Annotated in this window: 24 protein-coding genes; 17 read left to right on the forward strand and 7 right to left on the reverse strand. The window is 34.6% G+C overall.

The window, feature by feature from the left end; translation table 11 throughout:
* Positions 1 to 64 precede the first annotated feature (64 nt).
* The 3 genes from IGI80_RS12305 to IGI80_RS12315 all read right to left on the reverse strand — a co-directional run bounded on the left by IGI80_RS12305 (position 65) and on the right by IGI80_RS12315 (position 2,240).
* Positions 65 to 1,129: a type I restriction endonuclease gene (locus IGI80_RS12305; RefSeq protein WP_438723725.1), complete on the reverse strand. Its 1,065-nt coding sequence runs from the start codon at positions 1,127 to 1,129 to the stop codon at positions 65 to 67.
* A gap of 232 nt (positions 1,130 to 1,361) precedes the next feature.
* Positions 1,362 to 1,805, reverse strand: a complete 444-nt coding sequence (locus IGI80_RS12310; RefSeq protein ID WP_438723726.1) for an ImmA/IrrE family metallo-endopeptidase — start codon at positions 1,803 to 1,805, stop codon at positions 1,362 to 1,364.
* Between the two features lie 12 nt (positions 1,806 to 1,817).
* A complete protein-coding gene (locus IGI80_RS12315; RefSeq protein ID WP_438723728.1) occupies positions 1,818 to 2,240 on the reverse strand; it encodes a helix-turn-helix domain-containing protein in 423 nt (140 codons plus the stop codon).
* A gap of 281 nt (positions 2,241 to 2,521) precedes the next feature.
* Here IGI80_RS12315 and IGI80_RS12320 point away from each other — a divergent pair, with 281 nt between their 5' ends.
* The 4 genes from IGI80_RS12320 to IGI80_RS12335 all read left to right on the forward strand — a co-directional run bounded on the left by IGI80_RS12320 (position 2,522) and on the right by IGI80_RS12335 (position 3,803).
* Positions 2,522 to 2,713, forward strand: a complete 192-nt coding sequence (locus IGI80_RS12320) for a helix-turn-helix domain-containing protein (protein WP_438723730.1) — start codon at positions 2,522 to 2,524, stop codon at positions 2,711 to 2,713.
* Between the two features lie 3 nt (positions 2,714 to 2,716).
* Positions 2,717 to 3,031: a DUF771 domain-containing protein gene (locus IGI80_RS12325; RefSeq protein ID WP_438723732.1), complete on the forward strand. Its 315-nt coding sequence runs from the start codon at positions 2,717 to 2,719 to the stop codon at positions 3,029 to 3,031.
* 61 nt (positions 3,032 to 3,092) lie between these two features.
* Entirely contained in the window at positions 3,093 to 3,278 is a 186-nt protein-coding gene (locus tag IGI80_RS12330; RefSeq protein WP_438723733.1) for a helix-turn-helix domain-containing protein, read from the forward strand.
* A 375-nt stretch (positions 3,279 to 3,653) separates the two neighbouring features.
* A complete protein-coding gene (locus IGI80_RS12335; RefSeq protein WP_438723735.1) occupies positions 3,654 to 3,803 on the forward strand; it encodes a hypothetical protein in 150 nt (49 codons plus the stop codon).
* Here the strand turns inward: IGI80_RS12335 and IGI80_RS12340 are convergent, their stop codons facing one another.
* A complete protein-coding gene (locus IGI80_RS12340; protein WP_438723736.1) occupies positions 3,804 to 3,968 on the reverse strand; it encodes a hypothetical protein in 165 nt (54 codons plus the stop codon).
* Between the two features lie 214 nt (positions 3,969 to 4,182).
* On the reverse strand, positions 4,183 to 4,674 hold the full coding sequence (locus IGI80_RS12345) for a DUF2321 domain-containing protein (RefSeq protein WP_438723738.1): 492 nt from the start codon (positions 4,672 to 4,674) through the stop codon (positions 4,183 to 4,185).
* 123 nt (positions 4,675 to 4,797) lie between these two features.
* Here IGI80_RS12345 and IGI80_RS12350 point away from each other — a divergent pair, with 123 nt between their 5' ends.
* A complete protein-coding gene (locus IGI80_RS12350; RefSeq protein ID WP_438723739.1) occupies positions 4,798 to 4,974 on the forward strand; it encodes a hypothetical protein in 177 nt (58 codons plus the stop codon).
* Here IGI80_RS12350 and IGI80_RS12355 read toward each other — a convergent pair.
* Positions 4,964 to 5,233 (reverse strand): DUF3892 domain-containing protein, encoded by a 270-nt coding sequence (locus IGI80_RS12355; RefSeq protein ID WP_438723740.1) that lies wholly within the window; start codon positions 5,231 to 5,233, stop codon positions 4,964 to 4,966. The two genes, IGI80_RS12350 and IGI80_RS12355, sit on opposite strands and share 11 nt — an antisense overlap.
* Before the next feature lie 121 nt (positions 5,234 to 5,354).
* On the opposite strand from IGI80_RS12355, the gene IGI80_RS12360 reads away from it, so the two are divergent.
* Positions 5,355 to 5,486, forward strand: a complete 132-nt coding sequence (locus IGI80_RS12360) for a hypothetical protein (protein ID WP_438723741.1) — start codon at positions 5,355 to 5,357, stop codon at positions 5,484 to 5,486.
* 9 nt (positions 5,487 to 5,495) lie between these two features.
* On the opposite strand, the gene IGI80_RS12365 is transcribed toward IGI80_RS12360, so the two are convergent.
* Complete coding sequence (locus IGI80_RS12365) at positions 5,496 to 5,660, reverse strand: YjzC family protein (RefSeq protein WP_438723742.1); 165 nt, start codon at positions 5,658 to 5,660, stop codon at positions 5,496 to 5,498.
* A gap of 91 nt (positions 5,661 to 5,751) precedes the next feature.
* Between IGI80_RS12365 and IGI80_RS12370 the strand changes: the two genes are divergently transcribed.
* The 11 genes from IGI80_RS12370 (at position 5,752) to IGI80_RS12420 (ending at position 11,877) form a co-directional block, all read left to right on the forward strand.
* Positions 5,752 to 6,522, forward strand: a complete 771-nt coding sequence (locus IGI80_RS12370) for an ORF6N domain-containing protein (protein ID WP_438723743.1) — start codon at positions 5,752 to 5,754, stop codon at positions 6,520 to 6,522.
* Positions 6,523 to 6,535: 13 nt separating this feature from the next.
* Positions 6,536 to 6,727 carry a hypothetical protein gene (locus IGI80_RS12375; protein WP_438723744.1) on the forward strand — a complete coding sequence of 64 codons (192 nt, stop codon included), beginning with the start codon at positions 6,536 to 6,538 and terminating at the stop codon, positions 6,725 to 6,727.
* Between the two features lie 115 nt (positions 6,728 to 6,842).
* Entirely contained in the window at positions 6,843 to 7,178 is a 336-nt protein-coding gene (locus IGI80_RS12380) for a hypothetical protein (RefSeq protein ID WP_438723642.1), read from the forward strand.
* Positions 7,175 to 7,402 (forward strand): hypothetical protein, encoded by a 228-nt coding sequence (locus IGI80_RS12385; RefSeq protein ID WP_438723644.1) that lies wholly within the window; start codon positions 7,175 to 7,177, stop codon positions 7,400 to 7,402. The genes IGI80_RS12380 and IGI80_RS12385 overlap by 4 nt, the downstream gene beginning before the upstream one ends.
* Before the next feature lie 94 nt (positions 7,403 to 7,496).
* On the forward strand, positions 7,497 to 7,997 hold the full coding sequence (locus IGI80_RS12390) for a hypothetical protein (protein ID WP_438723645.1): 501 nt from the start codon (positions 7,497 to 7,499) through the stop codon (positions 7,995 to 7,997).
* Entirely contained in the window at positions 7,994 to 8,662 is a 669-nt protein-coding gene (locus IGI80_RS12395; protein ID WP_438723647.1) for an AAA family ATPase, read from the forward strand. The genes IGI80_RS12390 and IGI80_RS12395 overlap by 4 nt, the downstream gene beginning before the upstream one ends.
* A 1-nt stretch (position 8,663) precedes the next feature.
* Entirely contained in the window at positions 8,664 to 9,209 is a 546-nt protein-coding gene (locus IGI80_RS12400) for a DUF669 domain-containing protein (protein WP_438723648.1), read from the forward strand.
* Positions 9,210 to 9,291: 82 nt separating this feature from the next.
* Positions 9,292 to 10,194 carry a Lin1244/Lin1753 domain-containing protein gene (locus IGI80_RS12405; protein WP_438723650.1) on the forward strand — a complete coding sequence of 301 codons (903 nt, stop codon included), beginning with the start codon at positions 9,292 to 9,294 and terminating at the stop codon, positions 10,192 to 10,194.
* A 3-nt stretch (positions 10,195 to 10,197) separates the two neighbouring features.
* Entirely contained in the window at positions 10,198 to 10,716 is a 519-nt protein-coding gene (locus IGI80_RS12410; protein ID WP_438723651.1) for a hypothetical protein, read from the forward strand.
* Positions 10,717 to 10,737: 21 nt separating this feature from the next.
* On the forward strand, positions 10,738 to 11,334 hold the full coding sequence (locus IGI80_RS12415) for a hypothetical protein (protein WP_438723653.1): 597 nt from the start codon (positions 10,738 to 10,740) through the stop codon (positions 11,332 to 11,334).
* Between the two features lie 249 nt (positions 11,335 to 11,583).
* On the forward strand, positions 11,584 to 11,877 hold the full coding sequence (locus IGI80_RS12420) for a hypothetical protein (protein WP_438723654.1): 294 nt from the start codon (positions 11,584 to 11,586) through the stop codon (positions 11,875 to 11,877).
* Positions 11,878 to 11,957: the final 80 nt, after the last annotated feature.

The raw sequence follows: 11,957 nt of genomic DNA on the forward strand, positions 1-11,957 counted from the left end.
ACTACCTGCTTTCTCGAATGTATGTTTTTATGATAAAAGAAAAGCCGTTGAGGCTTTTCTTTTATCATAAAAATTTATTTACTGCTATCAATATCTTATCTTTATGGAGTGCTATGTCTAAAGGTCTATCAATTTCAATTGTTGTTTTTTCCTCATCATTAAGAACAATTTTCATATTTTTAGTAGAGATGAATAGCCTTAAAACCCATTTACGAATACTATTATCAATTAATATATTGAAATAGCTTCTATTTGTTCTATAAAAAATTCTATCTAAATCGATGATATCTTTTAAAATTAATTTAACTGTAGTATAAGCTTCTAAGTCTTCAGGTGTAGTAGTAACTTCATGATCTTCAGAATCAATTCCTTTTTTATCTTTAGAATCTTCAGACTCTTTCAAAGATACGGAAGTGTTTAAAGCCGCAGATAATTTATCATTAACTTTTTCATTAATAAATTGCGATAAGCCTTTTTTTATTATTGGTTTAAATTTATCTAAAGTACCTTTTGTTTTAACACCAGTATAAATTTCACTTACTATACATTTTACAAAGTTTTCTGAAGGAGAATCTAATTGTTTAGTTAAAAAATTTTTGATGAAATTTAAGTATTTTAGTTCTGAAGCACTATGAGTTATATTATCTATGTCATAATTATCTTTATGGAATTTTGCTAGTTCAGGAATTTGATTTTCCTTTATGTTTGTAATGTCAATAACTAAAAAAGGGGTGGAGTCCATCTTATTAGGTTCATCTAAATCTGTAAAAAATTTATATTTTTTACCATTCGTTAATATGCCAAATTTAGAGTTGGTAGTACCAAAATATCTAAATAGTTGCGAATCATGTTTAGTTAATTCTTCAGTAATAGATTTTGCTTCAATTAAAATAGCTGGTTTTTCCTCTAAAACAATTGCATAATCAACTTTTTCACCTTTTTTAATGCCTACATCTGCGGTGAATTCCGGTATGAATTCCGTAGGATTAAAAATATCATACCCTAGTAGCTGAAAGAAGGGTAAAATTAAAGAGGTTTTAGTTGCTTCTTCAGTTTCAATACTATATTCTGAACTAGTTATTTTTTTGCCTAGTTTTCTTAGATCATCTTTGAATTTATCTAATTCCATAAATTGCCTTCTCTCTATAGTTTTTTATTTTAATACATATAATTATTGGACTACTTGTTGCCATTCTTTGTAATATTTGTGAATAATGTCTTTTCTTTTATATATCTCCCATACTACGTAAGCAGTAGCAGAAATTTTAGCAATTTTCCATAATGTTTTCATTTGCATCACCACCTTTCTTTTTAATAGTCTTCCTTATTATATTTATAAAAGCCCTTTCAAAAGTATCTGTTTAAATAACAGAAGAGTATAAAAATTTTCCCATTTCAATAGGTAGGCCATAAAAATTTAATATATCTTGTTTTGTTGGTAGATAAAGCTCATCTCTATGGGACCCGTCAATTAATAGATAAGTAGCGCCACAGTTTGCTTGCGCTTCTATTTTTGATGTAGAACAAAAGCTACTTGCTGTCATTCGCGCTGTATTCTCGTCAGGATGGAAAATAGCATGGAATAATTCATGTCCGCAAACAAAGCGTTGTTCTAGGTAGCTAAGTTCAATATTCAAATGAATGAACTTTTGTTTGCGAAATTTATTGTAAAATCCATAAACCTCATTTCCAAAATATCCATAAAGAATAATGATGCCTATTTTTTCTGCTATTTTAAACGGATCGGCTGTCCCATATTTTTTTTTGAGTTTTTCGATTTTGTATGGTACGTCTGATAAAAGCATAATACACCTACCTTAATCATCACGATATTTTTTAGGAGTGTATTTTTTCTTAGCAAGTGCTTTACCAATACGTAAAGACTCTTCTATAGAAGATAAGATAGCAGCTCGTGCTTCTGGAGATAATTCTTCTGTATCTTTAGAAAAAGCGATGGCTTCTGAATTACCCATATTTTCTATAATTTTTTCTAACTCTTTTTGTATGTCACGTTCGTCTTTTTCGGTTAAATCATAGTAGCGGCGTTTTTCGGTACGTCCTAAAAGATAGTCGGTTGATACATCAAAGTAGTCGGCTACTTTTTGAATTTTATCGATACCTGGAATTCTTTCATCCCATTTTCTGATCGAACTATTAGCAAAACCTAGTTTTCGCTCTAACTCAGCAAACGATATTTTTTTTTCATCAGATAACAATTTTATTCTTTTTACCAAATTCATTATTATCAACCTTTCAAAGCTTTACAAAAATAAAATAAGGAAAAAAAACTAAAAATAGTTGACACAAGGAAAATATTCCGTTATAGTATTCATGTAAGCAAGATATTTACGGCATACAAAAAATATAAGCAATAATACAATAGTCTCCCCAGACATAAGTAAAGCTCGCTTTTTGTGTGCTGTATTTCTTATGCTTACATATTAGCTTATATTCCTTTTAGTGTCAAGAGTAAAAAGAATATAAGTGGATAAAATATTCAATTAATAGGAGGTGACTACAAATGAACCTAAAACAACAGGTATTAATTGCGCTTATTAAAAAGAATTGGAGTCAACGAGAACTTGCTCGACAAATGGATATTACGATGAGTTACTTGCAAGATATCCTATTAGAAAATCGCAAGCCAGTTGAACGACTAAAACAAATTGAAGAACTTCTTGATATTAAATTAGACGAAAAACAGGAGGTGTAATCTATGTTCCCACAATCTGAACCACCTGTAGTAGTTAACATACAAGTTGATGATAACTATGTTAAAAAACGTACGGATGAGCGGATTGATGAGTTATTTGAGCGTTTTTTAAGACCTCAATGGTTAACAATCGCTGACATGGAAAAAATCACTCGTCATAAGCGTGCATGGATTATGGAGTTCGTTGTTGATGATCCTTACGTTAGACGAAACAAATTAGCGAAAAAAGAAGAAGGCAAAAACGGAAAGTGGCTATTTGATGCTGATAAGATTCGTCCGTTTCTAGACAAACTATTCCATGATTTGCCAGATTATTAAGAAAGAACTATAGCATCAATGAACTAAACCAAAAATAAGAGCAATGTAGAGGAGGGAGAACGTGAATTACTTTAAGGTTATGAGAAAACGAGAAAAAATGACCCAAAGAGAAATGGCTTCTCGCCTAAATATATCGCATTCACATTATTCAAAATTAGAAGGTGGATTCGTTAAGCCAAGTTTTGATGTAATAGAAAGACTTTATAACGTGTTCAGCGACGTAGATACAAATGAATTTTTCAAATAAAAAAACCTGTTACGTTCGACACCGTAACAGATTGCGAAATTTTGAAGTCTACAGATAGTTGTCGACCTATCTCCAACATTTCGCTGGTATCGTCCCCCAGCACTGCTGTTGAAATAATTCACTACTCATTTTTATTACGCTAGTCCCTTTAATATCGATAAAGCGAAATTAAAGAGGGTCACCAGTTTGACTCATGGAAGAGTGGTCGATATTTCCCTAGCGAAAAAATATCGTCGAGCGTTTGGTTATTGAGACACAGTGTTGTTCAAAAGTTTTGTCATAAGACATCACTCCCTAAGTAAGAGATTTGAACAGATTAATTATAGCGAGTTATCTTTTTAAAAGAAACTTTCAAGACTTAAAGGAGGGAAAGGAATGAGCGAGTTAATCGAAGATACACCGAAAGAAGTCGATGTAAGACAAGAAGCAGCAAATTATGTCTGTAAATTGATGATTTCAGACGATAAAAGCCCTGAAATGGTTGCAGCCATCGCAGAGCTTTTGGAGGTAGTTTTTAGATATTAGTTACGTAAAAGCTTTGACAGAACTTTTTATTGGATTTTTCTTGTTGTGTTCTTTTGCTTTTTCAACAGCTTCAAGATACAAGGCTAATTTTTCATCAACAGATAGCTTTGAATCGGATGATTGAACAACAGCGAGAGCAAATTCATTAACATCATGGACGCGCATTAAAATTCTCCTTTCAACTTATTTCGACAAATGAGCCGATAGGGAAATTATATCAGATTTAAAGGAGGATCTTAATTGAGATATAGAATAAAAAAGCCAATTACCAAAAATGGCTATTTGAAATATTTAAAAAGAAAACACGACTATACCAAGTGCAATTGGTGTAATCGTGTAATCAGGAAAAAAGACAACTATTGTTGTAAATGCGGTAACCCTAATCAGAAAAAAGTGATTTTTTAGCCGTCTCAGAAAGAACATCGACTAGTAAATTATACATTGAATCTTTTACAAATGTAGAAACCTTAGGAAAAACTTTTTTAAACTTTGCTTCTGCTAACTGTGTTTTAGGAGTATCCACCAATAAATCAGGGATAGCAGTTTTGATTAGTTGCTTGTCCTCGTCACTCAGATTGTCGTCTAAAGCGATTAACTCGGTAGCATTATTTAAAATCTGTTCGGTCCAAGGATAAGGTGCAGCACATTTTTTACAGTAATAAGGTTTCTCTGCGTTTCTAGGACCAATATATGCAAAACCCTCACTCTCGTACCATCCCTCTATGGGTACGTGGCATGATTGGCAAGTGGAGATTACACTTGCACCGCATTTAGGACAGAATTCATCTGGATCAAAGGAACGATTTGATGTAACACTTAGTTGATGCCCATTCATACAAATTTTTTGAAATTTTTGAGCTATGCTTCTCACCTCGCTTAATTTATTTCAGCAGACCACTTGCTGATAAGGAAATTATACGATGGCGCTTAAAAATCAAGAATATTATAGGTGTACCAAGGACAAAATAAAAAAATAGATATAGGAGGCCACAAAATGAAGGAAGAAAAAACATATCACGAAAAACTACGCGAGCTATTGGATGACAAGAGCTCAGAACCTATCGAATGGAGACAATCCAACGAAGAAATCAACGGACATATCGAATCAGAAGTGGTATTTAAATTTAAAAAGCCCCTGTCTGAGAAACAGAAGCTAACAACTAAAATCTAGGCAAACTTAATAAATTATCGGAAGTTGTGTAGTTTGCCTTAGTCCTAATATAGGGCTTTCCATTAAAAGGGTGTACTGTCTCTACAACGGCTTTAGAACCATTAGATGAAGTGTAATAGTATTCCATAGGAATATTGTCAATATATCTAACTACTTCATCAACGGTTTCTGTAGCTCCTGTATCAATTTTCACATGAGTTATTCGATCAGTAGAAGTTGCATAACTTTCTGCTAAACGGATGTGAGTTATTCTACTCATAAATTTTTCACCACCTTATCAGTTATTTCAGCAGACCACATGCTGATAATTAAATTATACAACGGTGACAGAAAATCAATAAGCTATGTAGGAAATTAAAGACAGAAAGAGGAGAAAGAAAATGAAGCATTACATGACAAAGTATAAAAATGATAAAGGTGACTTAATAATCGTTGCGTGGCTTCAAATAAATTTATTCGGACGTTGTTATTGCTTTTCTAAAAAAGAACTAGCCATTCAAAAGAATGACTAGCTTGAAAAATTATTTCTTTGCCCACTTATTATTGGGTTTAGAAGTTGGAGGAAGTCGATCTCCCTTATCAATGGTTGCATTATGTCCGCCAGACACCTTACCACCACGAGGGCCTACTTCCTTGTATTTTCCGGCCGGTTTATTGTCTTCGCCCGGCTTATAAAGTTTACTCATATAGTTTCACCTCACTTTCATAGTGAAATTATACAACGGCGCTTAAAAATCGATAAGTTATGTAAGGAATTAAAGACAAAGGAGGATTCGAATGAACCAACCACAAATTATTGAATTAAATAATCAACGGTTATTAACAACAGAGCAACTAGCAGAGTTTTACGGGGCTAGTGAAACACAAATAAAAACTAACTTTAATCGTAATAAAGATAAATTTAATGAAGGAAAACATTTCTATAGATTGGAAGGGAAAGAATTAAAGGACTTTAAGGACAGAGTTACAGATAGTAACCTTGTTGGAAAAAATGCAAATATTTTAATTTTGTGGACCAAAAGAGGGGCAAGTCGTCATTCAAAAATTTTAAATACTGATCGTGCGTGGGATATGTACGACGAGTTGGAAGAAAACTATTTTAATTCTAAACCGCAAATTAATGCGTCTGATTTAAGTCCAGAACTACAATTCATGAATAGTGTAGTTCAATCACTCGCAAAACAAGAAATGGCGAATAAACGCCTTGAAAATAAGGTAGATAACATCACAGATATTATCGCTTTAAATACAACTGATTGGCGTAAAGAATGCCGTAGCTTGGTTAATAAGATGGCAAAAACACAAGGTGAGTTTGGCGCTTATCAAGAAATACAAGCGTCGATTTATGACGAAGTAGACCGTCGAGCTGGATCATCATTGAAAACACGTTTGACTAATTTAAAAAATCGCATGGCTGGCGAGGGTGTTTCCAAATCTAAACGAGATAAAATGAACAAATTAGATGTAATTGATAGCGATAAGAGATTAAAAGAGATCTATTTAGCAGTTGTTAAAGATTTTGCTATTAAATATGGCATTTGGAAGTAGGAGGAAGTCAAGAATGAAACAAATCGTTAACACGTTAGAAGCCAGTTTAATAGTAGTAGCAGTGGCATATATTGCGACCATTAATTTTACAGTAGCATTGGGATTAATCATTTTATTCACTGTATTCGACTTAATCAAAGAGCCAGGTAAGACTAAGAAACATCCTAGTAAAGCACCAGAGCCTGAAGCGTTTGATTATGAATAAAACAAAAAATACCTCCTGCAGTTTCCGCTACAGGAGGCAATCGTTGAAAAATGAATCATAGAATAGTGAGATTGAATGCGATAAAAAATAAAATACATTAGGAGGAAAGTATATCATGGAAAACGAAAAAATTCAAAGATTATTACAAGAATTAATAGATGAGTGTCAAAGGGAAGAGGTTACCTTTGTTTGCGGTTTATTAGATATGGCAACACAGGAACAACATACTATGCTGGGAGGAAGTTTATCCGAGCTAGTAGCTATTTTAAGCCGTATAGATGAAGAGTTCAGAAGAAAAGCAAAAGCTCACCCTTGTGATTGTGTAAAGTGCCAAGCAATAAAAGCTTTAATATCAGCTATGGAAGAGCAAGTAGAAAAAACATTTGAAACGGCTGAAGATAAGTCGTTAGACGAAAAACTAGCAGCATTTTTAAGAGGTGAGTTGAAATGATTGAAGTAAGAGGTCTAGGCGATGACATTTACGAATTAATGTTAGTAAATGCACAGAATAACATTGTCCAATCCATTCGAACATCTGCATCTTACGGCAATAAAAGCTGTGTGGTAAGCAGTAAAGGCGCTACAAAAACATTTTTAGAACAATTACAAATACAAGGTGTCGATTATATCGAATTGGAAGATGAGAAAATAAAACTATTTTGGGAGGGGTTGTAATGCCTGAATTTGACCGATTAGGGGCTAGACAAGAGCCGCCCGAAGAAAAAGAGCTGTTAGAGCCCAGATGGGAATATGACGAGGAGGAAGAGTAATGAACCTAGAAGAACTAACGAGACAACTTGAGCGACTTGAACAAGAAAAAGGGCTCAAGCTACGGGAATATACACAACGTATTCAAGAATTACAGTGGTTGCGAACAAAAGTGGAACAAGAATACCAACAAAAAATCAGTACAATCCAAGACCGAATGATTGAGCAAATGGCAGACGATGAAAAAGTAGAAACAGAAAGTTTCGTTTTAACCAAGAAACAGCCCAATTTGTCTCGTCCGGCAAATTATAAGTTACAGCTACCGAAAGACAAGGAAGAACGAGAACCATTTATCAATTACTTGCGGCAAGAGCATCCAGGGCTGATTAAAGCGACAACGGAATACAAACCCATTCAAAATGACTTCAAGAAATTAATTGCTGATGGGGTCTTCCATTTAACAGCGGACAATCAAGTCATAGATGATAATGGTTGTCTGATCCCGTATTTAAAAGTAAATGTAAAAGGCGTTGAAGTGAAAGTGAAGGTGAAAAAAGGATGAAGTTTTACCCGAATGGTTCAGTACCAGAACAGGCAAATATGTATTTTATTTATGGTGACGGCGGCACTGGTAAAACATCATTAACAAAGCAATTTCAAGGGAATAAGTGGATGATTACTTTTGATAAATCTACCAATCCGATTAGATTAGACAAAGATACATCGGTAGTAGTAATAGAAGAAAAAGACGCTCCTATTATTCAAAACTTAGTAGAAAAATCTATGCATAAAGTGCTAACTAATCCAGTGTATGAAGTAATTATTTTAGATAATGTCACCTCATTACAAAATTTAGTGTTAGAAAATATTGACGGAGCTTCAAAAGATAATCGTCAAAATTATCATAAATTACAATTGTGGTTTAGACGTTTAGGTATGCAATTAAGAGAAAGCAACAAAACGATTTATGCGACGGCCCACCAAGTAGACAATGGAACAAATGGGTTAGACGGCAAAGGGCGTTTCAGTCCAGATATGAATGAGAAAACGTTCAATGCCTTTACATCAATGTTTGATGTCGTAGGGCGGATTTATATGGACGGCGGCAAGCGTTTCATTGATTTAGACCCAGAGAATGGGAATCATGCAAAGAACCGTTTAGATGAAAGGAAAATCACCGAAGCAAGCGAACTACTAAACAATAATAAACAGGAAGAAGGAATATAAAATGACATTATTTATAACAGATTCTCAAAACGTTTTAGGTAAATCAGTAAAAGAAGAAGGAACATATAATGTGAGAATTCTTTCAGATTCAGAGTGTAAAAAAACAAAAGATACAAATAATGACATGGCAGTGTTCAATTATGAAGTTTTAGACGGACCGTATAAAGGCGGGAAAATTCTTTATAACAATGTTGTATGGGACCCGACAGATATTGAACTATCAGCAAAGAGATTTAATACGATTACAACTGCTGTGGGCATACCAGATGGGACACCAATTAACAGTATTCAACAACTAGTAAACGGACTGAAAGGAAAATCATTAAATATCACAGTCGGCTGGAAACAAAGCGATTATAACAAACGCTGGAATTTATCTGTTAAAGCCCATAACAAATTTGATGAAGAAGGTAGCAAATCAAATGGGGTAAAACGTCCGGACTATAATCATCAAGCACAAAATAATCAAAAAAGTGCACCACAGCAACAATCGTTTCCGGGAGTAGATCCATTTAATGGAATCACAGATGATGACCTTCCCTTTTGAGCAACAAACAGCACTATTTGATTCACTGAATCCACCACTATAGCGAGGGAGTTTTCTCCCTCTTATCTAAGGAGGCGATAAAGTGGCAAGGCCATATAAACAAGGCGTTGACTACTACTCAGTAGATGTTGATTTTTTGAAAGATATTAAGTATCGAAAAATTCGAAAATCGTGTGGACCACAAACTTGTGAGATACTACTTTGCCTGCTGGGCTATATCTATGGAGACATGGGATATTTCTTGCGGTGGGATGAAGATTCGGCGTTCTTAGTTACTGACGATGTCGGGGCGAAAGAGGGCCTAGTAAAAGAAGTTGTAACCAAAGCGGTACAAGTGGGATTTTTTGATCATGATAAATATCAAAAATATAAAATCTTAACATCAAATGGTATTCAAAAAAGATATAAATTGATGACATCTAAGCGGAAAGAAGTAGTCATGCAAGAAGAGTATTTGGTTATTGATGGAAATAACCCACCTTCAACTGTAGTTAAGGGTGTCGATAATACACAAAGAGAAAGAGAAAGTAAAAGAGAAAGTAAAGTAAAGAAAACATCTTGTAAATATTCTGACGAACATTTACGACTTGCTGAAAAGTTAAAAAATAATTTAATCGATGACTTTCCAAGTGAAATGAAAAAAGTGAAGATTGAAAAATGGGCTGATGTTTTTCGATTGATTGAAAAACAAGACAAACAAAGTATTGAAGCCGTTGATTATGTTTTGGATTGGTTACCAACAAATCAGTTTTGGTTTGGAAACATCAGAAGCGCTTCAAAGTTCAGAGCACAGTTCGAGAAACTAAAATTCGAGATTAAAAAAGAAAAAGAACGTGCTAAACAACCAAAAACACATTATAGACAGCAACCAATCCGCCAAGAAAGTAAGCCAGAATGGCTTGATAAGCCACGCGAGGATGAAAAGGTTTCTGAAGAAAAGCAAGCTGATTTAAAACGACAAATACAAGAATTGTCGGGAGGGTAGTGAATGACAAAGTACCCGACACAAGAATCGAAAATTAGGCGCCAAAAACATGTGGCGAATATGCGTCATGAAGCAATGAAAAATATTTATGAGCTAGGCTATCCTTTTGGATACTTCAAAGCCAGTTGCCAATTTGCGATTGAAACGCCTATAGGTGTTATTGATTACTTCGGGATAAATGGCACTTGGGTTGTTCGCAAAGGACAAGATCGAGGAAAAAGCATACGCAAAATGAAGCAGTATATCAAAAACAGAGCAGGTGATCTCGTGGAAAAAGTAAAAGTTGTGAAATGCAGTGGGTACCTGGATAAAGATGGTAACATCACTAATCAAATTAAGCAGGCAATGCATTATACAGACGATGAATTAGCGAATCTTGCTGCAGAAGTGGCAGGTGGAAAGGTCGTAAACGTAGTAATTCCACCAGAAAAGTCAAAACAACCGCTAGAAAAAGCAAATCCCACACCAGAAGAAACAAAAAAGAAAACCAAGAGCAATCAGTCTTGGATGAATAAAAAATGAATTAAGCGAAAGGATGAGCTTATGGAACTGAATCTGGGGGAAACCTATGAATTTAGAGCGCATGGACGTTACAACAAGCAGTTTCACGGGGTACTAGAAAAGCTCTACGAGCATAGTGTAATGGTCTATTTGCCGGAAACAAACGATCGAGCAATTATTAGCAAAAAATATGTATTGAAACACATTAAAACTAAAAAATCAGAGGAGACAAAACGCATGAAATTTAATCTAAAGACAGCAACTTTATTATTACCAGCAACAATTGGAGCAGAAGGAAAAGAATGTATGGTGATTTCAAAAAGCGGAGTAGCTTTAAGTGGTTCAGTGGTAAGACGACTAAACAAGCCGAAATGGGTTCAATTATACTTTGACGAAGCAAAACAAGCATTCTTTGTACTTCCATGCCAAGCCACTGATGAAGGGGCAAGAAGTTGCGTGAGCCTTAAACCCAATAAAAAAGCAGGTTATCGCAAGAGTTGGAAGGGGCGTATTTTGAAAACAGTAGCAGAAGTAGCCAAGATGGATATTGAAAATCATCGTTACTATGTAGATCCAGAAGAAGTGGAGGGCTATCCAACTGCGCTTGGTTTTGATTTAACAAAGGCGGTAAAAAATTAATGGGTAAGAGAGGCAAACGGATAAAAAAGCAAAATCGAAAACGAAAAAATGCAACAATTGCCAACGGCACATACAATAAGCGAGGTAAAAGCGATGGTGTGTATAAAGTGCAAGGGAGAACGGATTATTTGGATCAAGGACAAATACGGTCGTGTAAAAGCTAAACCATGCCCAGTATGTAATCGTGAAGGGAATAATGTTAGGAACGAATTAAAAACACTAAACAAATAACAGAGGAGGTATAAAACTTTGACTAGAGAAGAAACTACAACACTTGGTTGTATCGCTACAGTATTGTTCATACCAATAGCAGTAGCTATAAGCGGTTGGACAACAATGTATTTATGGAATGGGCTTATCAGTTCTACTTTTGGGTTAGTAACATTAAATTTTTGGCAGGCAGCAGGTTTAGACGTGTTTATAAGTTATATGATCCCAGGCGGCGACAAAGATGGGCGTTTGACCATAGAAGCAATAGTTGGAGCTTTGGCTAAAACTTTAATTATGTTGTTTATTGGCTGGATTATTATTCAAAATATTTAATTAATCAGAAAGGAGTGGAGTTTTGCGGCCGCATTAAAAAGCTTTTTGCTCCTTAAAAAACGATGAAACTAACAACAGAA

The sequence above is a fragment of the Enterococcus sp. DIV1420a genome (assembly GCF_051712165.1).
Taxonomy (GTDB): Bacteria; Bacillota; Bacilli; order Lactobacillales; family Enterococcaceae; genus Enterococcus; species Enterococcus faecalis.